General features: G+C 59.6%; 20 protein-coding genes and 1 pseudogene. 14 read left to right on the top strand and 7 right to left on the bottom strand.

The features are described 5' to 3' along the window. Both JQ558_RS34260 and JQ558_RS34255 read right to left on the bottom strand, forming a co-directional pair. A partial coding sequence (locus JQ558_RS34260) for a DUF3604 domain-containing protein (RefSeq protein WP_212296462.1) occupies nt 1–725 on the bottom strand: 725 nt, incomplete at its 3' end. Nucleotides 726–885: 160 nt separating this feature from the next. After that, the gene (locus tag JQ558_RS34255) at nt 886–1,917 is read right to left on the bottom strand and encodes a transporter (protein ID WP_212215229.1); all 1,032 of its coding nucleotides are present in this window, start codon (nt 1,915–1,917) and stop codon (nt 886–888) included. 558 nt (nt 1,918–2,475) lie between these two features. Here JQ558_RS34255 and JQ558_RS37665 point away from each other — a divergent pair. From JQ558_RS37665 to JQ558_RS34195, 14 genes are all read left to right on the top strand, one after another. After that, nucleotides 2,476–2,733 (top strand): hypothetical protein, encoded by a 258-nt coding sequence (locus tag JQ558_RS37665; RefSeq protein ID WP_249119800.1) that lies wholly within the window; start codon nt 2,476–2,478, stop codon nt 2,731–2,733. Between the two features lie 233 nt (nt 2,734–2,966). Next, nucleotides 2,967–4,442: a DUF1254 domain-containing protein gene (locus JQ558_RS34250; protein ID WP_212296461.1), complete on the top strand. Its 1,476-nt coding sequence runs from the start codon at nt 2,967–2,969 to the stop codon at nt 4,440–4,442. A gap of 90 nt (nt 4,443–4,532) precedes the next feature. After that, nucleotides 4,533–5,957, top strand: a complete 1,425-nt coding sequence (gntH, locus tag JQ558_RS34245) for a guanitoxin biosynthesis MBL fold metallo-hydrolase GntH (protein ID WP_212296460.1) — start codon at nt 4,533–4,535, stop codon at nt 5,955–5,957. A gap of 229 nt (nt 5,958–6,186) precedes the next feature. Further along, nucleotides 6,187–7,548, top strand: coding sequence for a transposase (locus JQ558_RS34240; RefSeq protein ID WP_212215011.1), 1,362 nt, complete (start codon nt 6,187–6,189; stop codon nt 7,546–7,548). 607 nt (nt 7,549–8,155) lie between these two features. Then, nucleotides 8,156–9,112: a helix-turn-helix domain-containing protein gene (locus JQ558_RS34235; RefSeq protein WP_249119761.1), complete on the top strand. Its 957-nt coding sequence runs from the start codon at nt 8,156–8,158 to the stop codon at nt 9,110–9,112. 224 nt (nt 9,113–9,336) lie between these two features. Further along, nucleotides 9,337–9,957: a (2Fe-2S)-binding protein gene (locus JQ558_RS34230; protein ID WP_212215009.1), complete on the top strand. Its 621-nt coding sequence runs from the start codon at nt 9,337–9,339 to the stop codon at nt 9,955–9,957. A gap of 2 nt (nt 9,958–9,959) precedes the next feature. Then, complete coding sequence (locus tag JQ558_RS34225; RefSeq protein WP_212215007.1) at nt 9,960–10,937, top strand: xanthine dehydrogenase family protein subunit M; 978 nt, start codon at nt 9,960–9,962, stop codon at nt 10,935–10,937. Then, on the top strand, nt 10,934–13,048 hold the full coding sequence (locus JQ558_RS34220; protein ID WP_212215005.1) for a xanthine dehydrogenase family protein molybdopterin-binding subunit: 2,115 nt from the start codon (nt 10,934–10,936) through the stop codon (nt 13,046–13,048). Before JQ558_RS34225 ends, JQ558_RS34220 begins: the two co-directional genes overlap by 4 nt. Before the next feature lie 1,020 nt (nt 13,049–14,068). Then, the gene (locus JQ558_RS34215) at nt 14,069–15,514 is read left to right on the top strand and encodes an amidase family protein (protein WP_212215003.1); all 1,446 of its coding nucleotides are present in this window, start codon (nt 14,069–14,071) and stop codon (nt 15,512–15,514) included. 43 nt (nt 15,515–15,557) lie between these two features. Beyond that, entirely contained in the window at nt 15,558–16,139 is a 582-nt protein-coding gene (locus tag JQ558_RS34210) for a TetR/AcrR family transcriptional regulator (RefSeq protein ID WP_212215001.1), read from the top strand. Between the two features lie 147 nt (nt 16,140–16,286). After that, nucleotides 16,287–16,508, top strand: a complete 222-nt coding sequence (locus JQ558_RS34205; protein WP_212296459.1) for a hypothetical protein — start codon at nt 16,287–16,289, stop codon at nt 16,506–16,508. Between the two features lie 264 nt (nt 16,509–16,772). Then, nucleotides 16,773–17,036: an alpha/beta fold hydrolase gene (locus tag JQ558_RS34200; protein ID WP_212214997.1), complete on the top strand. Its 264-nt coding sequence runs from the start codon at nt 16,773–16,775 to the stop codon at nt 17,034–17,036. Continuing rightward, on the top strand, nt 17,033–17,299 hold the full coding sequence (locus tag JQ558_RS38455) for a hypothetical protein (protein ID WP_409410617.1): 267 nt from the start codon (nt 17,033–17,035) through the stop codon (nt 17,297–17,299). The genes JQ558_RS34200 and JQ558_RS38455 overlap by 4 nt, the downstream gene beginning before the upstream one ends. A gap of 837 nt (nt 17,300–18,136) precedes the next feature. Then, entirely contained in the window at nt 18,137–19,288 is a 1,152-nt protein-coding gene (locus JQ558_RS34195; RefSeq protein ID WP_212214996.1) for a sensor histidine kinase, read from the top strand. 117 nt (nt 19,289–19,405) lie between these two features. Here JQ558_RS34195 and JQ558_RS34190 read toward each other — a convergent pair whose 3' ends face one another. The 5 genes and pseudogenes from JQ558_RS34190 to JQ558_RS34180 form a co-directional block, all read right to left on the bottom strand. Continuing rightward, nucleotides 19,406–21,349 (bottom strand): PAS domain-containing sensor histidine kinase, encoded by a 1,944-nt coding sequence (locus tag JQ558_RS34190; RefSeq protein WP_283813794.1) that lies wholly within the window; start codon nt 21,347–21,349, stop codon nt 19,406–19,408. 247 nt (nt 21,350–21,596) lie between these two features. Next, nucleotides 21,597–21,756 (bottom strand): annotated as a pseudogene (locus tag JQ558_RS37660) (SOS response-associated peptidase); the annotation flags it as partial. Nucleotides 21,757–22,026: 270 nt separating this feature from the next. Next, entirely contained in the window at nt 22,027–22,497 is a 471-nt protein-coding gene (locus JQ558_RS38450) for a hypothetical protein (protein ID WP_409363446.1), read from the bottom strand. A 127-nt stretch (nt 22,498–22,624) separates the two neighbouring features. Continuing rightward, nucleotides 22,625–22,798 carry a hypothetical protein gene (locus tag JQ558_RS34185; RefSeq protein WP_212214995.1) on the bottom strand — a complete coding sequence of 58 codons (174 nt, stop codon included), beginning with the start codon at nt 22,796–22,798 and terminating at the stop codon, nt 22,625–22,627. A 1,005-nt stretch (nt 22,799–23,803) separates the two neighbouring features. Then, on the bottom strand, nt 23,804–24,205 hold the full coding sequence (locus JQ558_RS34180; RefSeq protein ID WP_212214994.1) for a DUF1236 domain-containing protein: 402 nt from the start codon (nt 24,203–24,205) through the stop codon (nt 23,804–23,806). Between the last annotated feature and the right edge of the window lie 210 nt (nt 24,206–24,415).

Raw genomic sequence — 24,415 nt, 5'->3', positions numbered from 1 at the left:
AAGGGTTCGACAAGGCTCGCCTTGGCTCCGTTGTCGCGCCAGATGACGTTGCGATGAAGGTTGTTGCCGCCCTCGCCCGAGGTCCATTCATAACCGATGAAAGCACTGAATCGGCCGGGCTCATTGGCTTCGTCGGCGGCCTTGATCGTTTCGCGCCAGGCGCTGCGATAGGCCGGCGTCCCCGGCGTGGGGAATCCCTTGGGCAGTTGGCCCCTGCCGAAGCTGGTGATGATATCAACGGCCGCCTGCGCACCTTTACCGGTACTGATTTCGTCGAACCATTTCCGACCCTGCGGCGTCGCCAACAGGACTGGGTCGCCCCCCATCAATTGCGGGAAAAAGCCCATGCCGTCCGAATGATCCGCGACCACCATGAAATCCAGCGGTCGCGAAAGTTTGGCGCGTTGACCGCTTGAAGCAATTACTTCCTCGCCCTTGGCAAAGCGGTAAGCGTCCTTTGGACCCAGGCGCGCGCCGAACGCGCCCGCGTCCATCGAGTACGAGGTGTGTGTGTGCGTATCGCCGAAGTAGGGCCGCGACGGAAAATTGCGCCCGGCATAGGGTGAATAAGGCGGCTTCGTCGGAAACACCTTATCGGCAGTCTCTTTGCTGAACGTGCCGATGTCCGTCGTCACATCCTCCGCGGCCACCGTGGTTGCAAACATGCTTGCGGCACAAATGGCGGCAAGTGTGGCTGCGGAAATCGAAGGCAAACGGATCATCATAGGTGCCCCTAAGAATTGGCTTTAATAAATTTCGAGCTATCGCGATGTTAGGCCTTCCCGAAACCGCTGGGAAGCGCGCAGAGCTCTATATGGTCAGGCATGCTACCGTTTCCGGAGTTGCCGTAACCGGCGCCTCCGTCCGAGAACGCCATATGGTCCATTACTTGGTAGCGATCCGGCGGGTGGGGGCCACAGTGCTGGTGGGCGCCATCGGCGAGATCGAGAATGTCAGCCAGGTATTCCAACCTGATGGCCGGTTGGCGGCTTCAAACTCGCCGTAACCTTTCAGGTTAAGATAACCCTGCATGTCGCCTACCGGAAACAGGAACCCGATCTGCGGCCCGATTCCCAGAACACGCGACCGGAAGCCGCCCAGGATCGGATGGGCGCCGAAGTCGTCCGTGATCTGTTGATATCCATACCCCACAAGACCTACGAACACCTGCTTCGACAGAAACTTCGAAGCACCCCAATCGATGTGGAAATCGATGCCGTTCTGGTAATTCGTATCCTTGTTCTTGAAATTATAGGTAAAACCCGCGACCGCCGAGAATTCATGCCCCGTTGCTGGATTGAAGTAGGTGTAGCCGCCGCCGCCATCGATGGCGGCGTGACCGATGCCGAGATTGGCAAGGCGGCTGGAATCGTAGGCGCCGACGGGGATGTCGCCCGTTACATAGGTCATGAAGTTGTGCACGCCGGCGTTCCACTTCAACGTCGCCTGCGGATAGAGGTCACCGACGGAAGTGATCGAATCTCCTAGGAAGCCAGTTCGAGTCGCGAAAAGGGGTCCGACCGCCGCCGTCAGCGTCCCATCGATGCTGGCGCTCGACCGCCCGAACAAGCCAGTTACGCCAATGGCCAACTGTCCGCCCAAAACAGGCGTTCCGAAGGTGTAAGTGGGATTGAGCAGAATGAGGTCGGCCTGCGCCTTCAGGTTCACATTCAGATCGACATTGACCGTCGCCGGGATTCTGCCGATCTGAATTTCTCTTGCAGCCGCCGCAGCGCCCGACGCCCCGACAGTGGTGTGATAATACACCTCCGCCATCGACCAGCCGGGCACGGTCGGCGCTGCTGCGAGGCTGCCGAAGCGGCCGGGGACCCAGTACGATACCCCGGCTTGATCGGCATGAACCGGCCCGGACAGCGTGCCGACCGTCAGCGCGGCGGCGCCGAGACCGGCATGCATGAGCCAGCGACCTGTCCTTAGCTGGGATTTCCCATGTGCCATGTCGCATCCCCCGCAGCGAGTTATGTCTGGACATGGATTGAATGCCTGACCGCATGTCAGTGCAATGCAAAAACGGATTGGCGGAAACGTCGCGCTTTGATGTTGCTCGAAAGCCACTTAGTGAAGACCGATTGAGCCAGGCCCTCTGGCATTGCACCATTGAGGCCGTGCAGATTGGCGGCAAACCGCGGTCCGCAAGCATCGCGCTGACCCAGCTATGAAGCACCATTTGCTATTTGGTCTCCTTCGACGCAAACTCGGCCAAGGCGAAAGGTAACTCAAGACCGCTAAGAAGTTTAATCTATTCCTGCGGGCTTATTGATCTTGCGAGGCCCATGTACGCGGATCGCGACAGTTATATCGATCTTCTAAAGCCAACTCTGCGCTCAGTTAGCAACGCGTTGCCGAAAAGTCTTCGAAGTCTTTAGGGCTTGCGAACCCGAGAAGGGCATTAAGAAAAAGCAGTGACCGAGAAAGGCTCCGGCTAAATCAGTCGGCGAAACAGAGGAGGTCAGGATGAAGATTCGGTTCGCATTATCGGCGCTACTGAGCACTGGGTTCATGGCCGCAGGCAGTGTACCGGCCAGTGCCGTAGTGTACTGCCAATACGTTTCGTATCCGGCTGGATGCATCGTGAGGCCCGGCGTCGTGCTGCGGCCGCGACCTGTCGCGCGAGCGGTGGTAACTCCCGGCCTCGGTGCCCCTGGTGTCGGAGTGCGGGCAGGAACGCCGATGAATCGTGGCGGTCCGGTAAATCGAGTCGGCAGGCGCTGATATTCCCGAAGAGTCATGCGTTGATGCATCCGGGCGAATACCTGCAAGACTGCATGTTCGTCGTTGGCCGAAGCTGACGGACGTAATGGCCCGCCTTTGTCCATGTTGTGCAAGCGAAGTATCTGCGCTGCCGTTTGCTTTCGCCTACTGCAGCGACGGTGTTGACCGATAGCCTTCACCTCACAGGGCTGATTGTGAGGCGCCTGACCGGGCTACGGCTTTGCGGAGGGAACATGATTGCAAAAGCAAGACGAGTGGCCCTGCTGCTGATAACGATCTTGGCTGTAACGCTTTTCGGTTCCTTAGCATTGGCGCAGACCGCACGCCCTGGAGCAGAAGCAACGGATGTGCAAGCGGCCGGCAAGATCGATTGGCGGGAGCAGTACGCCTACACGCTGGGTGTACAGGCCTATATCTTCGGCTTTCCTTACGTATATCTACCAAGCCTGCGGGCGGATTGGGTCACCCGGCCCAAGTCCTCTAGCGAATTACCGCTGTATGCACCCATCAATCATTTCAGCCATGTGAGAGCGCTGGCAGATGCGTCCTATCGGGGCGGCGGTTCGCCCAATCAGGACACGCTTTATTCGACGGCCTGGCTCGACGTCGGAAAGGAGCCGCTGATCCTTTCACATCCGGACATGGGCGACCGCTACTTCGCATTTGAATTGGCGGGCGTGGACTCGGACAATTTTGCCTACGTTGGCAAACGCACCACGGGCGGCAGGGCTGGAAGCTTCGCCATCGTCGGCCCCGGCTGGAAGGGCGAACTGCCGGAGGGGGTTAACGCATTGGCTCCGTCGCTGACACCGACCGTGCTGATCTTCGCACGGACGCTGATCGACGGCCCGGCCGATGCGAAGACGGTCAATGCGCTGCAGGATCAGTACTCCCTGATTCCGCTCAGCCTATGGGGAAAGAAGGACGCCATGCTGCCGGCGAGCCGCGACGTCTGGCAACCCTTCGATCCGAAAACCGATCCACGCGCCGAGTGGCGGACCATGAACCGCGCGATGACCGAGAATCCGCCCGAAGCGCGCCTGGACAAGTTGGTCGGACTGTTCGCAAGGATTGGCGTCGGTCCCGGGCAGGACATCGATCAAATGGACGACGCGACCAAGCGCGGACTCACACGCGCCGCAGTCGATGGCCGACGATTAATCAAAGCCGCCATCGATTCGGGCCAACTCGGCAGGCAGGTCAATAACTGGAACATTCCGCCTCGCACTTTAGGGCGCGCCGGGCTCGTGGACGATTTTCTGCTGCGTGCCTCGATACAGGCGATGGGCGGCATCCTCTCCAATGAGCTGGAGGAAACCGTTTACTACAACACGACGAAGGACGGCGCAGGACATACCTTCGATAGCGGGAAGAACTACACGATCCGGTTCGCCCCCGGCCAACTGCCGAAGGTCAACGCCTTCTGGTCGCTCACGATGTATGACCAGACCTTCAACTTCACGGACAACCCACTCAATCGCTATTCAATAGGCGATCGCACCAAAGGCTTGAAGAAGGACGCCGACGGCGGCTTGACCCTCTACATCCAGCGCACCTCACCGGGAAAGGACAAGGAGTCCAACTGGCTGCCGAGCACACAGAACGGCGCATTTTTTCTGATCCTGCGGACCTACATGCCCGGCGCCGAGATCATCGAGCAGAAGTGGGCGCCTCCTCCTGTCGTCGCGACGGCGCGGGAGACAAAGTAGTTTTCGATGGGAAGCGGTCGACTTAGCCCGCAGTACTCTCCGGGGTTTCTTCCGTTTCTGACTGAGTGCCATCACGAAGGGAGAGAATAAATGAAAATCCCGGCGCGGACAATTCTGATAGTCGTGGCGATGATCAGTCTAAAGTCGGTATCTCCTGCACAGGTGCCCAGCCTCTCGATGACCCCAGAGCAGTTGCAGGAGCTTGAGAAGAAGGGGTTTCAGGCAGACCCGAAGATCTTGCAGGATATCGCCACGGCCGGCCGACCACTCGGACGCTGGAAGGAAGGGCTCATGTTTGACGGCATCGCACCGATGCCGTGGCTGAAGAGCGCTGCCAACTGGACCCCCGGCACGGAAGAGGTGCAGCCGGAAGAAATCCGCGTGACCTTCATGGGGAGTTCGCCCTTGCCACGACCGGGCCAAATGGGCACGTCGATCTATGTCGAGCTAGGCAATGGCGACCGCTTCATCTTCGATTTTGGCCCCGGCTCCATCGCCAACTATTTGGCCTCCCGCGTACCTCTGAACCAGATCAACGACATCTTCATCACCCATCTGCATTGGGATCATTTCGCTTCCGTGCCGTATGCCTTCGTGTTTGGCGCCTGGGGTGGCCGCTGGCACGAAACCTTCCGGATCAATGGCCCCTCCGGACGGACTCCGAAACACGGCATCAATCATATGGTGTATCATATGAAGGAGATGTTGTTTTGGCACATGGAGAACTTCAGTGCCGGTAGCCCGATTGGCAAAGGCTATGACATCGAAGTCAACGAATTTGACTACAAGAATGACGGCGGCGTGGCCTACGAAAAGAACGGTGTAAGGATCACCCACTGGCAGCAATCCCATGGGAGCGATGGCGCCTCGGCGTATCGTCTTGATTGGAACGGCATGTGTGTCGCGTTCACCGGAGACGGTCGCCCCAATTCGCTGACAATAACGTACGCCAAGGGTTGCGACCTGCTGATCACCGAGATTCAGCCGGAGACGGTGGCCATCAGCTCTTCGGTGTCAGGCACCATGCCCCTGACTTCGCGCACTACCATTGATGGCTGGCATAATCCCGCCTACGCCGCTGGGTACCTCTACAATGAAGTGAAGCCGCGCCTCGCGATGGCAACTCACGTATCTTACGACGAGTACGTGATGCCGGAACTCGTGGCAGAAGTGCGCCACCATTGGAAGGGTCCGTTCCAGTTTGGTGCGCCGGACATGGTAGTCGTGAACATGACCAAGGACAAAATCTGGGTACGGGATGGCGTAGTGCCCAAGTATCCAAACATGGCGCCGCCCCAGTTCGACGTCTCGACATCGGGCGGGCTGATCATGCCGCTGCCGCCAACAACGCGCCGTGAGGTACAGTCGCAATCCATTCGTGACGCGGAAATCTCCCCGCAGAAATACTATCCGGAAGGCTATCATCCCCAGCTGATGCCCTGGTGGCCATCCGACAAGCCGATCTTTCTTCCCGAGGCGCTTGTGCCGGAGCAGATGAAGAAAAGGCCGAAGTAAGCATGCATGCTTTCGCTGATGAGCTAATCGAATAGGTCGGTAGCTTGTTACGGCACTTCTCGAACATGGCTAATCAGGGCGGGCGATGGCCGCTTCTGAGTGAAAAGCAGACTCGTTATTATTCGATTTGCGACTGGCCGCTCATGACGGATTGTGTTGAAAAACTCGACTGTTGAAGCCGAAGGAGATCGCTGATTCATTTCCCCTTGGTGGGTGGAGACTTGAATCGATGATGGGTCCTGGGCTGGTCGATCAGGCGGCACTGTTTTACGAGTTCTCGCTTGAGCGACATGTTCCGGCCGCTCACTTGCTGAGGGCAATCGACCGGTTCGTCGATTTGTCAGAGGTTCGGGGCCATCTTGCGCCATTTTATAGCTCGACCGGCCGGCCTTCGATTGATCCCGAACTGCTCGTCCGGATGCTGCTGGTCGGCTACTGTTATGGCATTCGCTCCGAACGGCGGTTGTGCGAGGAGGTGCACCTGAACCTCGCCTACCGCTGGTTCTGCCGGCTCGGCCTCGATGGCGAGGTGCCGGACCATTCGACCTTCTCCAAGAATAGGCATGGCCGCTTCCGCGATTGCGATCTGCTGCGCAAGCTGTTCGAGACCGTGGTCCGACGCTGCATGGCAGAAGGGCTGGTTGATGGGACGGCCTTTGCTGTCGACGCCAGCCTGATTGCTGCCGATGCCAACAAGCAGCGCTCTTCTGCCGGGTCTGATGATGTCGACTGGGAGGCCGTCGCCAGGACGCGCCGATCCGTCCGGGAATATCTCGATACCCTGGATGAGGCTGCCTGGGGCGCAGCCAGCGAGACGGTACCGAAGTTCATCTCTAGGTCGGATCCGGCTGCCCAATGGACCGGCGCTCACAAAGGGCATGCCTTCTTTGCCTACGCCGACAACTACCTGATCGACCTAAAGGCGGCGATTATTGTCGATGTCGAGGCGACGCGAGCTATCCGGCAGGCGGAGGTCGGTGCGGCCCGCACAATGATTGAGCGCACCGAAAATTGCCTCGGGCTGTGTCCCGAGCGCCTGGCCGCCGACAGTGCTTACGGCTCAGCCGAGATGCTGGGGTGGCTGGTCAACGAGCGCGCGATCGAGCCGCACATTCCGGTGTTCGACAAGTCGGCCCGCGACGATGGGACGTTCTCGCGTGGAGACTTCGCCTACAATCAGGAAGCCGATATCTACGTCTGTCCAGGCGGCAACGCGCTGACCTCAACCGGAACTCTGGTGAACGATGGGGCAACACTGCTCTATCGCGCCAGCAAATATGACTGCGACGCCTGCGAGCTTAAGTCTCGTTGCTGTCCGAAGATGCCCGCCCGCAAGGTCCCACGTTCAATCTACGAGAACGCCCGAGACGTCGCGCGCGATATCGCCAAGACTGAGGCCTACGTGACGTCGCGGCGTCAACGTAAGAAGATCGAGATGCTGTTTGCACATCTCAAGCGCATCCTGCGCCTCGACCGACTCAGGCTGAGAGGTCCATTTGGCGCTCAAGACGAGTTCCTCCTCGCTGCCACCGCCCAGAACCTCCGAAAGCTGGCAAAGTTGATCCCGCTGCCTGCCCCAATGCCGACCTGACAGCAAACAAACTCACGCGCGCTCTGATTCCTTGCAACATCCCAAATCGTTTGGGTCGCCGACTTCTTCAACACAATCGACGCGAAGCGGACGTTCGACGAAAAGTCCTAAGGCAGTCCTGCCAGAAACGGTAGCTATTTGGCGGTAGTGGGCCCGACGAGCAGGCTCGCTTTTGATTTATCGATTCCGGAACATGAGCACTCGTTCGCAAAGTGGTCAGGAGCCCGGCACACCACCGTTCCAAGCTAGGGGTGCGCCTGACTCGTCCGCCAAGCCCGTCATTGGTAGATAGGAAAGGCCCAGCGCCGCGTGAAAGTGCTTATGATTCTTCGTCAGATGGAGACGGTCGCGGCGGTAATAAGGTGCCGTGCCGGGTCGAGAGCGGCGAAATCCTGTGCATATTCAGCCGGCGGGTCATTCGAAACTCGGGTAGCCTAGGGAGCTACCGCGTCATGAGGTCTTATGCCGCCGAACCGCAATGTGCTGACCAATTTAATGGGCAGACGACGGACGGCACCTACCAGCGGTCGCGGATGTTTTTCTACCAAATCGCCGGGTCTTTTTGCATATTGGTATTGCAATTTAGCACTTCGAGGAGGGCGACAGTTTGAACCAGCGGCTGCTCCGTTCCCGAAGCAGGGCTGCGCCGAATCCACACGGCGTGCGCCGAGCTGGAGCGGACCACTCAGGCCCCGATGCCGCTATTGAGATGGCCCGCATCTTGGACGAGCCACCGGTACTGGTGCCCGAGGTTTTGCACGGCGATACGCGTCTGACCTCGAAATGGGCGCATGGCGGGTTGCAAGAAGATTACATGCGGGGCGTTGCTGGGCACGTCGCCGTCGGCTGCTACGAAGGACAGCACGAGATATCCTGGCGGATTGAAAACAAGCGTTTGACTTCCAGAACCAACGCGAAAGCTTTCACTCTCATTCCGAAAGGCGTTGACGGCTACTGGAATATTGCTGGCCCGGTGGTCGTCTCGCACGTCTATCTCACTCAGGAACGCCTCCAGGCATGCGCCGACGAGATTGCGAATGGGGGACGTGTCGAAATTCTTCCGCGTGTCGCTTTTGCCGATCCAGCGGCGGCGGGGCTGCTTGAAATTCTGAGTCACGAGGCGACGCGGGACAGTGCATCGTCCCGTCTGTTCGTGGAGCAGGCGATCGACCTTCTCTGCGCGCGGCTGATCCGGGAGCATTCATCATTTGGCGGCCTGCCTGCTCCCGTCAGAAAGGGGGGCCTTGCTGACTGGCAGGTGCGGCGTGTTACGACGTACATGCGCGAGAATCTCGAACAGCATATCGGGCTCAATGAACTCGCCGCTCTCGTCGGCCTAAGCCGCTTTCACTTCTGCACGGCTTTTCGGCAGTCGACCGGCCATACCCCGCATGCATGGTTGACCGCGCAACGCATGTGCCGCGCCCGCGAGCTTCTCACCCATTCAGATCTGAGTATCACGCAGGTCGCGCTTGCAGTCGGTTACGAGACGCCATCAGCCTTCACGGCGGCTTTCCGTACGATTGTCGGAGTGACCCCCTCGGGGTTCCGACGCTCTCTGTAGTGCCGGTGCAATTCATCGCAACACCGCGATAGTCGCCGCAAAATCCGAACGGTACGTGCCGTCGCACAATGCTTAACTCACGATGCTCATCTGAGGCGAAGGCTGGCTGCGCTTGATACGGCAGCGCGCAGCACCATCCGATCCGCTTCCGAGCGTCGAATTGTGGGCCATCCTGTCGCAATCAGAGAACGATCATCACCTCATAAACAGGCGAGCAGACGACCATGAAAAGCGAGAAGCCATTCAGCGACGATGCCGTCCAGATCGAACAAAACTGTGGCGGATTATCGCGGCGTGCGATCCTGCTTACGGTCGGAGGCGTGGCCGCTCTCGCGGCCGCACCGACCGCACAATCCATATCTGAACGGCCTCCCACCGCATCCACGGGAAGGGTCCGCCTGGTCGTCAACGGAAAGCCGCATGAGCTTGACCTGGATCCCCGCCGTTCACTGCTCGATGTGCTACGCGAAACGCTCGACCTCACCGGCACGAAGAAAGGCTGCAACCAGGGCGCCTGCGGCGCCTGCACGGTGCTTCTGAACGACAGGCGGGTCGTCTCCTGCCTGACATTGGCGGCGATGCATGACGGGGCTCAGATCAGGACGATCGAGGGCCTTGAAGCGAATGGCGAGCTTCATCCGCTTCAGACTGCATTTGTCGAGCACGATGGTTTGCAGTGCGGCTTCTGCACCCCTGGACAGATCATGTCGGGAATAGGCTGCATCGCGGAAGGTCATGCGGGGACGCCGGATGAAATCAGGTTCTGGATGAGCGGCAATATCTGCCGTTGCGGGGCCTACCCGGGGATCGTCGCCGCGGTCGCAGACGCTGCCAAAAGGGCCTGACCATGCTTCCATTCACGATCGAGAAGGCTACCTCCATCCAAGGCGCTATCGCCGCCGCGTCGTCCGGCCGGCGTTTTATCGCCGGCGGTACGACGTTGATTGACCTGATGCGGGAAGAGGTGGAGCGGCCGGAACACCTCGTCGACATCAACACGCTCCCGCTGTCCGACATTCGCATCGAGGGCTCCGATCTCGTGATCGGCGCGCTCGCCCGCATGGCCGATGTCGCAGCTCATCCCGATGTACAACGCCTGCATCCACTCGTCGCGGAAAGCCTGATTGAGGGCGCCTCGCCGCAGTTGCGCAACATGGCTTCGATCGGCGGCAACCTGCTCCAGCGTGCGCGCTGCCCCTATTTCCGGATGCTCGATGCATCCTGCAACAAACGCAGCCCAGGCTCCGGTTGCGCCGCCATCAATGGCCTCAATGCCGGCCACGCCATTTTCGGTACCAGCAATCATTGCGTCGCAACCCATCCTTCGGACATCGCCGTGGTGCTGGTCGCCCTCGAAGCTACGATGCAGGTGAGGGGACCGCGGGGCGAGCGTTCCTTTCCAGTCGAGGAGTTGTTTCGTTTGCCGGGCGATACGCCCCATCTCGAACACACCCTGCTGCCTGGCGAACTCATCCTCACGGTGCGGGTCCCTGGTAGCCCATACAGCCGGCGGGCGCGCTATCTCAAGGTGCGCGACCGTGCCTCCTATGAGTTCGCGCTGGTGTCCGCGGCCGCCGCACTCGACGTTGGTGGGGGAGTAATCCGCCAGGCGCGGCTCGCTGTAGGCGGTGTGGGCACGCGGCCGTGGCGCCTGGGCGCGGTGGAGAAAGCGCTGATCGGCAAGACGCCGGATCGCAAAGTGTTCGAAACGGCCGCCCGGTTGGCAATCGAAGGAGCCCGTCCCCTGTCGGGCAATCATTACAAGCTCGAACTCCTGCCCCGAACCATTGTCCGCGCTCTTGAAATGACGGGAGAAGCCGCATGACAACGAACGTGATCGGGAAGCCGCTGCCGCGCGTGGATGGTCGCGCCAAGGTCACGGGCGTCGCGCGATATGCCGCCGACTTCAACCAACCCGGCCAGGCCTGCGCCGTGATCGTCGGTGCCACGGTCGGTCTCGGCCGCGTGACCGGCATCGACACGGGGCCGGTTGAGAAGATGCCGGGCGTCATTGCAGTCATCACGCATCGCAATGCGCCACGCCTGCCATATGCACCCCATAAGAGCTACATCGATCCGGCCACGGGGGAGCGGCTGCATGTGTTGCAGGATGACCACGTGCGCTTCTATGGACAACCGGTAGCGGTCGTCGTCGCCGACACGATCGAGCAGGCGGAGCGTGGCGCTGCCGCGCTACATATCTCATACACACCCGAGCGGCCGATCATTGATCCTGCCGATGCACAAGCCCTGCCAGTCGTTCCGGAAGCCGGGAAGCAGCCAGATGCAAGGCTGCCGGCCGACACCGCGCGCGGCAGTGCCGACAGCGCTCTCGCGGACGCGCCAATGAGGGTCGACGAGATCTACGAAATCGCCCGCGAGAACCACAATCCAATGGAGCCACATGCCACCGTCGCGGCCTGGAATGGCAATCGGCTGACGCTGTGGAGCAAGAGCCAGTTCGTCGTCAACGAACAGGCCGAGGTCGCGGCCGTCTTCGGCCTGCCGTCCGAAAACGTACAGGTCATCTGTCCGTTTATCGGAGGCGCCTTCGGCACGACGCTCAGGACGTGGCCGCACGTGACGCTTGCAGCCATGGCAGCGCGGCAAGTGGCGCGCCCCGTCAAGCTCGTGCTCACGCGCAAGCAGATGTTCTTCATGACGGGCCATCGCCCCCGCACCTTGCAGCGGATGGCCCTCGGAGCCACAGTGGATGGCAAGCTCACCTGCATTGTTCATGAAGGCACCGGAGAGACGAGCCGCTACGAAGAGTTCATGGAGGCTCTGACGTCAGTCACGACCTTCCTGTACTCCACGCCGAACGTGCGGACCCGCTACCGGCTGCTGCCACTCGATATCGGCACCCCCAACCATATGCGCGGTCCTGGCGAGGCCAGCGGTGTATTCGCGCTCGAATGTGCCGTGGATGAATTGTCGTACAAGCTCGGGATGGATCCGATAGACCTGCGGCGCCGCAACGAGCCGGCGATCGATGAGGGCGAGAACAGGCCCTTCTCCAGCCGATCCCTCATGAAGTGCTATGACCTCGCCGCCGAACGTTTCGGCTGGTCGCGACGGTCACCCGAGCCACGTTCGATGCGCGACGGCCGGCTGCTGGTCGGCATGGGTGTCGCATCGGCGAGCTATCCGGCCTTCCACGCGCCGGCGAGTGCGCGGGCGCGGCTGCTCGCGGACGGCACGGCCGAAGTTGAAGTGGCGGCAAGCGACATGGGCCCCGGCACCTACACGTCCATGACGCAGGTTGCTGCCGAGACGCTAGGACTGCCTGTTGAACGGGTATGCTTCAGCCTGGGACGATCTGACTATCCGCCCGCTCCCTCCCATGGTGGCTCATGGACGATGGCCTCGGTCGGCTCTGCGGTCCGTGCCGCCTGCCTTGCGGTGCAAAAGGAAGCCGGAAAGCACCCCCAAAGCGGCCGACCCATCGAGGCAATCGCTTCGTCTCAACGCGATCCCGATGCCGCGGCCCGATTTTCGATGCACGCCTTTGGAGCCGTATTTGCGGAGGTGGCTGTGGATCCGGACGTCGGCACAATCCGGCTGCGCCGTGCTGTCGGCGCCTATGGTATTGGGCGCGTCGTTAATCCGCGACTGGCGAGGAGCCAATGCATTGGCGGCATGGTCGGCGGTATGGGCATGGCGCTGATGGAGCGCACGGTCCTCGATTCGCGCGACGGACGCCCGGTCAACGCCCACATGGCCGATTACCTCTTGCCCGTGAATCTCGACATTCCGCAACTCGAAGCGCACTTTGTCGAGGAGCTGGATCCACACGTCAATGCGCTTGGCGTCAAAGGCCTCGGAGAGATCGCGCTCGTCGGCATGGCTCCCGCCATCGCCAACGCCATCTTCCACGCGACCGGCAAACGTGTGCGCGCTTCGCCGATCCGAATCGAGGATGTATTGACCGTGTAGCTCCGATTCACGGTCTCGTGCCGCCCTCTCGCCGTAAAGCGTGGCGATCCCTTGATGTCCGCTAAGGTCAAAAGCGCTGTTGTCCGAATGCCCGCTGTTGGCGGATACTGTTGAAAAAGTCCTTTTGGGACGGCGGACGAAATTTTCTAGAGCCGCTCATGCGTTTCGTGCGCAACGACGTGAGGGACCTCGTCGCATCTCAGAAAAACGACCACGGCCGTTCGTACCAGCGCTACGGCCCATCCCAACTGTGGCGTTGTCCAAAAGTCAGCATTTGCGAGATTTTTGAGGTCATTTGATTTTCGACTTTTTCAACAATATCGGCGCAAAGCAGCCGCTGAGATGTGTGAAGCTTGATCTAGCTAACTCTCGATGGCTGGCCCCAGCTCAAACTTCCCCATGAATGGGTTGGATAGATTGTTCAATCTCTTCAATCAGTTGGAAGGCGGCGTGAGCACGACGTGTGCACCGACCGATCAAGGAAAATCTGCCGGCGACGAACGTCGGCTGAACTGAACGCGCTGTGTGCGAGCGGGAGTGGATGCCTTGGGAGGGACGATCGCATCCTGCAAGCGGCGAATTTGCAACGTCAATGTCGAGGGCTCAGTTCGCGGAATGATGAACCCTGGAATAGGAAACCCGAGGAGCCCGTCCACAGCGGGCATCTAGAGTGAACCGGCAGCGAGACTGTCCGGCAAATCCGCGTTTAGATCCAATTGTTGGGCAAGCGGGACCTCCGTCGATGCCAAGCAGAGGTCCTCTGCTCAGCCTGACAAACGTGATCCGCCGGTACGGCATGAAGCCAGCAGCGCCGGGGCAGCGCGAATCGGGGGTGTCTCCAAAGCAGTGCATCGCTCACGGTCATTTGTCGCGACGGTCCTCACGCACATGTGTCCGGCAAAGCCGCAAAACAGCGATTGAAGTACGATCGTAATGTAATATTATCATCGTAATGGCATTGAGCTGGGTCGCTGTTCAGCGACAGCGGAGTGCCGCAATCAGCTCCTTTGCGAGGATTTCATGTACCCCACGAGCGTCACTCAGATTGCATTGCAAGAAACCACAGATCTCACCTCGCTTGGGCTCGGAGACGCTGCAGCAGCCGTTCGGAACGGCGATATCACTTCAGAGTCCTACACCGCGGCGCTTTTGCAGCACGCCCGAGCGCTTGCCGAACTCAATGCCTTCACGACTATCAACGAGGATGCCGTGCTCGAGGCCGCGAGGGATGCCGACAAAGCGCATGCGGCCGGCTTGGCGGCACCGCTCCTCGGTGTCCCACTGGGGGTCAAAGACAGCTATCTGACAAAAGGGCTGCCAACGAGCCTGGGCCTCGATAGCTTGGCTCACTTCATTCCACGGGAAGACGCCGATGCCGTCCGTGCAATCAAGGAAGCGGGCGCCATCGTCTTCGGCAAGAACAATCTGGTGGAGATGTCCTACGGACTGACCGGCCACAATGAGCGCTACGGTCAAGTGAAGAATCCGCACGCCCGCGATCGCGTAACAGGCGGCTCCTCAAGCGGCTCCGCCGCATCCGTCGCAGCCGGAATCGTACCCGCCTCCTTGGGTGGGGATACAGTCGGCTCGATCCGGGTGCCCGCATCGTTTTGTGGCGTCGTAGGATTCAAGCCAACCACCGGGCGTTGGCCGCGCACCGGCGTTGCACCGATCTCCCACACGCTTGACACGACGGGCGCATTCGCCCGAAGCGTCCAGGACTGCATTCTGGTGGATCAGGTCGTGACTGGTGAACAGGCAGCAGAGTCTTTCGCCCGCGGCTACGGCCTGAAGGGAGCCCGACTGGCCTTCGCGCCGCGCCAGTTCCTGGATCTGCTAGACTCGGAAGTCGAGATCCGCTTCCGCGAGGTGGTTCGGCGGCTGCAAGACGCGGGCGCCGAGATCGTGGAGGTAGACCTCGGCGACGATTTCAATGCCCTCATTCAAACCTCGACATGGGGCATCTTCGCTTATGAGACGATGGGCGCGATTTCCGGATTCCTTCGCCGCCACGACATTCCGACCACGTTCGAGGCGATCTACGAGAGCCTCAAGCCTCAGCTTCGCCAAACGTGGGGGCACATCGTACTGCCTGGCGGTGCAGCCGCTACCTCGGCTGAGGACTATCAGACGGCGCTGAACGTGAGCCGACCGGAAATCCAGCGCCGCCTCAACAGGGCGTTCGTCTCACATGGAGCGCTGGCTATTCTGCAACCGACCACGCCCTGCACGGCGCCATTGATCGAGGAGCAGACGACGCTCCATATCGCGGGGCAGGAGGTCAGCTACCTCGCTTTGGCGAACCACACCGTGTCAGCGAGCAGTGTCGGACTACCGGGTATCAGCCTTCCTGCTGGCTTGTCTCGCGCCGGGCTGCCTATTGGCCTTGAGCTGGACGCCCCCTTAGCAAAGGATCGGATCCTTTTGAACATTTCGCGCCGGATCGAAGCTGTCTTGCGCACCTAACTTCGAGCAACTGCGACGTAACGGCACAAGCAACGAGAGAACGATGCGTTTCGAGAAGGGTCATAAGGAGGCGACACGACGGCATATAGTCGATGTCGCCTCGAAATGCTTCCGCCGGCACGGCATCTCGGCCGCTGGAATCGGCGGGATCATGGGCGAGGCCGGCCTGACAAAAGGGGCATTCTCTCCCCACTTTGAGTCAAAGGAGGCGCTGGTTCGGGAGGCGCTGGCGAGCGCGCTCGCGGAGCAGCAACATCGCCTCGACAATGGCAAGCGGAGCGGCCTCGACCTCGAAGGCGTGATTCGGGGCTACCTGAGCTGCGCCCATATCGAAAGCCAGGCTGAGGGCTGTCCCTCGGCGTCGTTGCTTCCGGAAATCGCCCGCCAGCCCTTGCCGACCCGACAGACCTACGAGCAGGGGTTACAAAGCTTCGTATCTACGCTGGCCGCGCTGCTTCCGGACAGCGGCTTTGCAACGAGCCGCCGACACGCGACGGCCATCTTCGGCCTTATTGTGGGAACCCTCCAGCTCGCACGGGCCGTGCCCGACGTCGCCGAGGCGGAGCAGATTCTGGAAGGCGGCGTCGAGGCTGCGTTGCAATTGGCAAAAACTCCATCTTGCTGATTTGGGAAGGCCGAGAGGCCCAACGTGGGCGTCCTTGTTGGACGCTCTGACCAGCGTCCGTTGCTGATGCCGTCCGCGTTTCGTCCACCGGCACGAGAGTGTCAGCGAGTGTGCGTCGTTCGAGGCTCCCTGAGGATGCAACCAATCTTGATGATTGATCTGGACAATACGAAGTCAGCCTTTCAAGCGAATGGCATCGATACCGTCGGTCAGGTGGTGATCCGCCGCCAGGCTTCTCGACCTCTCTCGAAACGCAGTTCCTTCGCCGATCCCAGCCTACTGCCTCGCTTACATGACAGCCGCCTTGACCACCGCTTGCACGTCGCTATCCAGCTGCTGCGCGATGGCATCGCCCTCGCGGGCAGGTAGTGTTGCGCAGCGCGTCGAGCTGGGTAGGGACCACCGGCCTTGGACCAAGCCGCACAGATAAAGACCTCACAGGTGCGTTAAATGATCAGGTGTTCGAGAAGAAGAGATGACGATCACCATATTATGAGTTCAAGATCACTAGCTATCCAGTGATAATCGCCGCTAGCGATTGAAACAGAGTCAAATCACATCAACTCCACAGCCGCGAGCCGTTGTCCGTGCTGGGCCACCAGTGAGAGCTGTCTGATAAGGAAGAATAAAGGAATGATAACCGATACGAAAGTCGTCACTGTCGACGGTGCAAAGATCGCCTATCGAGTGCAAGGGAGGGGTCCCGCCATTGTGATGGTAAACGGCACGGCCGCGTTGGATGTTCACTGGGGTCCTGTGATCCCGGCGCTGGCCAACCAAAGGACGGTGATTAGCCTCGATTATTCCGGTTCAGGCGACACGATTGATGATGGAGGCAAACTGACATTACGTAAGCTCGCAAACCAAATTGTTGGCGTAGCCAAAGCGGCGGTTTGAACCACTTCGACCTGGTTGGGCACTCTCTCGGGGCCGCAGTCGCCGTCGAAGTTGCCGCTACGAATCCGCACCTTGTTCGCTCGATGGTCACACACCTTTCCCGCCGTTCTGAACCCTTTGGCCGATCAAGCCTTTTCCAGGCGGCTCATTTTTCCCCAAGTACGCATAGCTCTGGTTTGAAACTAAGGGGTACGCCCTTAGCCCTCGGCATTTGCCACCCCGCTAAGTCGATTAGCGGAGGAGCAGCCAGATGGACGGTCTAACGCCGGTTGCGCCGACAAAAAGTACCCGCTCGGCTTGGGCCAATGGCCCTGCTGGCCGGCCGGCGATGCCCGTTCTCGCGGGCAACCGGAAGCGCTTGGCAGAGGCTCAATCCGACGCGATTGGGCACTTTTGGGACTTGGCGCTATGTCCGCGTTGAGTCCGTAATGCTTTGGCAAGGCGGACACTGGCGGCCTATCCATTGAGATCCACAAGATACACAACGTTAGTGTCACTTGATGGTTTGGTCGATTGCGTTGCTCGCCGATAAAGAGCTGCTTCTTCCGCGGTAGCCAACCTGACCTTCATCGTGGCCGTGGCGTCGCACAACGGCGTCCCATGAGACGTGATTTTGCTCAACTTTGTGCGTAACCTGTCGTGTTCGCGGAGACGTTCCGCGTCCGCGTGCCTCTTAGCCTGCCACGCAAGCGTGGGCCTGTCGTTGATCTTCGTGAATATCGAGAATGTGAAGCGGTGGTCCGTTTGATCTCCGCCTTCCATTTATACCTCAGATCAATCCATCAGCAGATCATAGTCCCGCGGGCAGGCGCGCCTGGGTCATTGTGGCGCCCGCAGAGGTGGATGTGCACGGACGTCGAATCCCTCGGCATCTTGCATCGGGGGCATGGGTCTCAGCAAAGCGGAACCTGCCTTGACTGTGTGGTCGATGGTAGTGACGGATCGGCTCCATCGCGGTTATTACGCTCAGGGACAGATCGGGAACCATCGGCTTCAGCCTCAGGGCTTGCATCTTTTATTCGACGAGGTGCGGCACTTTGCTTAAGTTGGGTTGTTGTTGACGTGAAAGGGGCGGGCGGCATTTGAGCAATCCTTGTGTGATGACTGGCCAGCAAGAGCATAATCGCCTGGCGGATTTTATTCGCCAAAACCAGGCCCCTATCGTTGAAGAATGGATAGAATTCGCGCGAACTATTTCGCCGGCCAGCGACAAGATGTCGAAGCTGGCCTTGCAGGATCATATCGTCGATATTCTTGGATTTGTTGCAGACGATATCGGGTCTGCACAGACGCCGCGTGAGCGGTTTGACAAGTCGCGCGGCCATGGCCCCAAGGACGGTCCGTTTTCCGAAAGCGCAGCAGAGGTTCATGCCGCTCTTCGCCTTGCCGATGGTTTTGACATCGATCAGATGGTTTCGGAGTACAGGGCGCTTCGAGCGAGTGTCGTCAAGCTATGGGTGGCGCGTCATCCGGCGCTCGCCAACACAGATATCGAGGATCTGACGCGGTTCAATGAATCGATTGACCAGGCCGTAACGGAATCGGTGGCGCACTATACGAAGACGATCAATAACTCCCGCAATTTGTTTCTGGGAGTCCTGGGTCACGACCTTCGCAATCCCTTAGGCGCGGTTTCCATGGGCGCGGAGTGGATTGAGCGATCCGGAACAACAAGTCCGAAGCAGGCGAAGGTAGTTTTGGGGATCAGGACGGCGGCGGGCCGGGCGACACAAATTCTAAACGATTTGCTTGATCTCACGCGCTCGTCCTTCGGCACTGAAATCCCGCTGGCCAGAACCAAGACTGACATAGCTCTGCTTTGTCAGGAGATTGCGGACGAGCACCGTGCCATCAACCCGGATCGGCGTTTTGAAGTCACGCATGAAGGCGATCCGATGGGGTCCTGTGACCCCGCGCGCCTGGGACAGGTGTTGTCCAACCTGATGGGCAACGCTGTCCAGTATGGCGATGTATCGAGCCCGATCACGGTAAGGGTTGCAGGCGACGATCCCGAGACTGTCACTATCGCCGTGCACAATTTCGGCATAGCGATCCCAATGGAAGCACAAGCGCTGATTTTCCAGTCCTGGATGCGCGGCCAGGACGTCCATCATCCACCTGAGCAAGGTACACACTTGGGCCTCGGACTTTACATCGCAAAACTAATCGCCGAAGCGCACGGCGGCGACATTTCTGTCACTTCGAACGAACAAGCAGGGACCACCTTCTCCATTCGGCTTCCTCGCGGGTGACGCCAGGCCAGGGTGGGTGAACTCACCGCGGTCTGCGGTAAACTCCCGCGGTCTACCGAAACTGCGGGTGATCAGGTCTGAACGCGCGTTCAACGCTGCGCCTAGTTGTGCAACCTGCTAAGCCGACTTGTCCGAGAAGCCTTTGATCGATGCGATGGCGTCCGCAAGGTCGCGCTCGAAGAAGGGTTTGGCAAGCCGCGGAATCGCCTGAGCCGGCCCGTCCGGCAACTCCGCGTACCCGGTCGCAATGATGATTGGAAGGTCCGGCCAGTCGCGGCGGACCGCTTCCGCGAGTTCGGAGCCGGTCATACCGGGCATCGCCTGATCGGTGACTAGGAGGTCGATGTCACCCTTCTCGCCGATAAGGGTTAGGGCTTCCGCTGCGCTCGATGCGGAAAAGACCGTGTGCCCGAGTTCTTCCAGCATGGCGAGTGTATTGAAGGCAACGAGGGGATCGTCGTCGACGCTGACGATCCTGAGCGCGCGCGTGACTGATGCGTCAGAAGGAGCGATGTCCCTTTTTTCCGGCTCATCTTCACCAGGAGCTACCGGCAGGCAGAGCTCGGCTGTCGTTCCCTCTCCGGGTTTGCTCTTCAGATATAATTTGCCACCGGTTTGCTCAGTCATGCCAAGCACCATCGGCAGTCCAAGACCCGTACCCTTTCCCACCCCCTTTGTCGTGTAGAAGGGTTCGATTGCGCGTCTCAATGTCTCTTCGTCCATGCCGGTACCGTTGTCTTTCACGGAGAGGCAAACATAGCGCCCCGGCTTAAGCCCCGGCTCATTCTGAACATTCCGCTCACGCGCGGAGATGACGATGGAGCCGCCCTGCGGCATCGCATCTTTTGCGTTCATCGAAAGATTCAGGATGGCGAGCTCAAGCTGGTTCGCGTCGGCCGACGCTTTCGGAAGGCCCAGCGAGAAGCGGGTTTCGATCTGTATGGCTGCGCCAAGTGAACTCTGCAGTAAATCGGCCATGCCGGCGATGAGTTCGGTGACGTTGACGGATTGGAGCTTGAGCTCCTGGCGCCGGGCAAATGCCAGCATCCGCTGCGTCAGTGCCGCGCCGCGCTGAGCACCTTGAAGAGCGTTTTCGATGAACTGGTGCATATAGGTATCGCTGGAGGGCATGCGGCGTTTCATCATCTCAAGACTGCCCTGGATGGCCATCAGCAGGTTATTGAAGTCATGGGCGACGCCGCCGGTCAGGTGACCGATCGCTTCCATCTTCTGCGACTGCACTAATGCTTCCCGAGTACGTTCGAGAGTCTCTTCCGCACTCTTGCGTTCGGTGATGTCCCGCGTGATCTTGGCGAAGCCGATAAGCGCTCCCTCGCCATCGCGGATCGCGTCGATGACGACATTCGCCCAAAACGTGGTGCCGTCCTTGCGGACGCGCAGGCCTTCCTTCTCGAATCTCGCGTCCCGCCGCGCTGTTTCAAGCGCGGTTGCGGGAAGTCCGGCTGCGCGGTCTTCCGCGGTATAGAAAACAGAGAAGTGCTGGCCGATGATCTCTTCCGGCTGGTAACCCTTGATTCGTTCCGCTCCCGCGTTCCAGCTTGCGACCATTCCTTCGAGGCTAAGGAGAAAGATCGCGTAATCAGTCACGCCCTGCACCAGCAGGCGGAACTGCTCCTGATTCCGTCGCAGGTCGGCTTCGGCTGCCCGCCGCTCCGTTAGGTCTCGCGTGACCTTTGCAAAACCGACCAGCTTGCCATCGCTATCGCGAATGGGATCGATGATGACATATGCCCAGAACCGGCTGCCGTCCTTGCGGACGCGGCAGCCTTCGCTTTCGAATTTGCCTTCGCGTTCCGCTGTTTCCAGCGCCCGTCGCGGCAGGTCCGTCTTGCGGTCCTCCTCGGTGTAAAACCGCGAGAAATGCTCGCCGATAATCTCGGACTCCTCGTAGCCCTTGAAGCGACGCGCTCCTGGATTCCAACTGCTGATAATGCCATGGGGGTCGAGCATATAGATGGCATAGTCCGTTACGGCCTCCACAAGCATGCGGTAGCGGCCTTCGGCCGACTGCGAGGCTTTAAATCGGTCTTTGCGTTCCAAAGCTTCGCCTGGCGATATAAGAATGTGAATCTCCTAACAAACATACGCGGAATGAGGCCAAACGTTCCACGACAAGGACTCGGCACCGGAGACTGCGTACGTTCAGGGTTCGAGCCAGGCCGAGCGAGTTCATCTTCTGGTGGCAGGCCCAATAACTTGCCGACCGGCAGACTTTCGACAAATGGATGATTTGCGCTGACGGGGCGAGGGCTCTGCCTGGCCGTCGCAAGCGTCGGTCACGCCATTTGCCCGACCGATCTTCTTTGACGCCACGGGCAACAATCCGCAGCGCCCCGTCAGGCAATGCTCGTTGCAGCTTCAGGCCTTGTCCGCAGAAGCCTTCATCCAGGTCTCCACCTCGGCCTCGTCAGGATCACCGGCGGGTGGATGGCACCGACCTCGGCGCTCAGTCATTACGCGCTCCTTTCCTCAAAGAGGTAGGCGGGAAGCGCGGGTGAGTTTCTCATCACCGATAAAAGCCAAGGGCGGCGGGGTGGAATTTAAATGGTAAAGTAGGAGTCCTGGCGGATAGACACGTGAGGGCAATATACACGGTACCGCAGCAGTGGTGCTGGCTTAATTAGGACCGAACCACTACGAGGTGGGTCATGACCGTTCACGGCGCCTTAGGACACACCGCTGTCAGCTTTTTTAGGAACTCAGCGCGTTGCGACGCTTCACCTTCCGCCGGGGAGGAGGGTTTTTTCATGTCGTGTATTTTGAAACCCGGTCGGGGCCGTCAGTCGAAAGACTGGCGGCCTTTGCCGTTGAGGCCATAATAGCAACACAGGCCGGGCGGCGGTGGTCGGGCAGCAGCTCTCTGCCACTACCTCCCTCGAACTATGGTGGGACCTATATACGAGTTGGCACTGCGAAGCGCAGAGACGTTTGCCGTTCTCTCCGCCGCGCGTTGGCCACCGACCCGACCACGAAGAGCCCCTTCGCCACCAAGTTCGGCACCTCGAGCGGTTGCGCAAGGCCGGCTCGGCGATTAGCGGATAGCGATCAGTCCAGTCGTGGCCGTTTCGGTTGAACGGCCGCACGCGCTTGCTCTCGCGTTGGACGATCAGCCGATAGCCGTCATGCTTGATCTCGTGGATCCAGTCCGGCCCGGCCGGAACGCGAGTGCCTGCGGCGTGCCCTCGCAACCGACTCTTTTCGTTGCTCGCTTTCGTGTGCGGATACAGAAGCGCGGCACGTATTATTTTGTCCTCATGTTAATTGCTATGTACAGTGCTGGAGCGCTTGAGCACTCTGCGTCCCCCAAGATCGCAATTATTGAAACAGCCAAACGTAAATCGTCGCAATGAGCTTGCTAAGTAAGTAGAGCCAACCTGCCATTGCGAGGACAACAGGAACAAAGAAGGCCACCCCGACGATCACTTGCTCTCGCCTTTGGCCGCTGGGGGGCATCGGCACTTCGACGGCCGTTTTTTCGCTGGAACTCATTACGCTCTCCGTGTCGGGAAAAAGCGGCAACTCTTGCTCGCTTCATAAGTTGCAAGGCGACGTCGCGCTTTCGCCACACCCTTTGATCCCGCCGGTGAACAGCCCAGCCCGGCTGCGGAGGACAATGCGAACCATGCAACGCTGTTCGCCGCGACCTCCATCAGATCATCCAGCGCGCCCCCGCTTTTGCTCCCGACGTCCCTCTCAAGCCGTTTTTACACGACCAAGACCCATTGCAGACAACAGGCTTCCGCTTGGCGACGACGCGGCCCGATTAGGGCGGAAGGATAGGAATAGCGGGCAGGCGCGGTGTCGGTTGGTGCCGCGGGTCGGGATCGCCGCAGGAATCGATTTCGAGCTCCCGGTAGACTCCTCAGCCTGGTGCGCAGGCGGGGTTTTAGTCAGGAGAAATCCGCCTCGAAGGGCGGCTTTAAGTTTAACCTTTGACGTCTACCCACGGGGCTGAGCTTCAACTGTTACTTCCGGTTCATGACCGTTTTGTTACAGGCGCCCCCGCCTGACTGCTTAGTCTGCTGTTCTCGACGGGTATCTGCATCGCAGCAGCCCGTTCTTTCCGTTCCTTCTTGGAAAACTCGCGTTCGCGTTGCTCGAAAGCCGCAAGCTCCTTTTGCGCCGCCTCAAGAAAGCGGTCACGCGGAGTTATTGCCAACTGAGTGTGTCCCGTCATTACGCACCCCACTGATTGCCCATTCTACCCAAGTGCGGGAACCTGGAATAGGTTCGGCCACGTAAAATTACGGAATGATGACGCGATGTTCACATGCCTGCTCGTGGGAGATGAGCAGACATACCGCAAGCGAAACGCGATGTTGCTGAATGACCCAGAGCGGACTTCGGGCCAGCGGACCTTTGATATGGCTGGTGCTCAATGTGCTTATGTCGAGGACGTTCGGATGCGCGCCTCTGTCCGAGCGATAAGGTTATCCTTGCAGCCGAACTGATAGGGACGAAAAAAGTACGGCCCGCCGAAGCGGGCCGCCTATATCAATCGATGACTTCGATGATCCGATGGGTACCTGGATCGACCAAGACGGTCCGATCATTGACGACGGTGTAGCGATACTTAGTGACACCGTACTCGCGCGGAACTTCGTAATACGTCACGCCGCTCGAGGGCAGATCAGCGCCAACTCGGACTTCGCGATCATAGCGGTACGAGCTGTGCTTTTGGCCTGACACATAGGTGCGGAAGCGCGGACGGGTCTCGTCCGAAATGCCGCCAGCGACTGCTCCAACGGTTGCGCCAACTGCAGCGCCGGCCGGTCCGCCCACGATAGCGCCGCCGACAGCGCCCGTTGCTGCACCGGTCGCGGCACCGCCTTGTGCAAGCGCGCTCGTTGAACCCACGAGGGCAATCAGCAAGCCTCCCAATATTACTTTCTTCATAACATCATTCTCCAATGTTGCATTGTGGGAAGCCAACAAGATCGATTGCCAATCGTTCCCGGCGTTAGCGGCGGTCCGTGGAAACTAGACGAACGTTCGTCGCCTGCTGCCCGGCATTGCGGAGACATAACGGCGTGAAATTCGGCCACACTGGCTTCGAGCAGTCTTCCGGGTTGTTCACTTTGTCGCTCGACGTGGTCGCTTCATCTG

Origin of the sequence: Bradyrhizobium sp. AUGA SZCCT0160 (assembly GCF_018130105.1) — a bacterium.
GTDB lineage: Bacteria > Pseudomonadota > Alphaproteobacteria > Rhizobiales > Xanthobacteraceae > Bradyrhizobium.
Note: the sequence above shows the minus strand (reverse complement) of the source record. Positions and strands in the feature narration are given on the sequence as shown.

Coding starts and splice junctions, on each gene's coding strand:
- JQ558_RS34255 (WP_212215229.1), bottom strand. CDS start 1,917: ATGCATGCCGGTCTCGGCGCCGCCGCGCTGACGGTCGGCACGCTGTCC.
- JQ558_RS37665 (WP_249119800.1), top strand. CDS start 2,476: ATGAAGATTCGGTTCGCATTATCGGCGCTACTGAGCACTGGGTTCATG.
- JQ558_RS34250 (WP_212296461.1), top strand. CDS start 2,967: ATGATTGCAAAAGCAAGACGAGTGGCCCTGCTGCTGATAACGATCTTG.
- gntH (WP_212296460.1), top strand. CDS start 4,533: ATGAAAATCCCGGCGCGGACAATTCTGATAGTCGTGGCGATGATCAGT.
- JQ558_RS34240 (WP_212215011.1), top strand. CDS start 6,187: ATGATGGGTCCTGGGCTGGTCGATCAGGCGGCACTGTTTTACGAGTTC.
- JQ558_RS34230 (WP_212215009.1), top strand. CDS start 9,337: ATGAAAAGCGAGAAGCCATTCAGCGACGATGCCGTCCAGATCGAACAA.
- JQ558_RS34225 (WP_212215007.1), top strand. CDS start 9,960: ATGCTTCCATTCACGATCGAGAAGGCTACCTCCATCCAAGGCGCTATC.
- JQ558_RS34220 (WP_212215005.1), top strand. CDS start 10,934: ATGACAACGAACGTGATCGGGAAGCCGCTGCCGCGCGTGGATGGTCGC.
- JQ558_RS34215 (WP_212215003.1), top strand. CDS start 14,069: ATGTACCCCACGAGCGTCACTCAGATTGCATTGCAAGAAACCACAGAT.
- JQ558_RS34210 (WP_212215001.1), top strand. CDS start 15,558: ATGCGTTTCGAGAAGGGTCATAAGGAGGCGACACGACGGCATATAGTC.
- JQ558_RS34200 (WP_212214997.1), top strand. CDS start 16,773: ATGATAACCGATACGAAAGTCGTCACTGTCGACGGTGCAAAGATCGCC.
- JQ558_RS34195 (WP_212214996.1), top strand. CDS start 18,137: ATGACTGGCCAGCAAGAGCATAATCGCCTGGCGGATTTTATTCGCCAA.
- JQ558_RS34185 (WP_212214995.1), bottom strand. CDS start 22,798: ATGAGTTCCAGCGAAAAAACGGCCGTCGAAGTGCCGATGCCCCCCAGC.
- JQ558_RS34180 (WP_212214994.1), bottom strand. CDS start 24,205: ATGAAGAAAGTAATATTGGGAGGCTTGCTGATTGCCCTCGTGGGTTCA.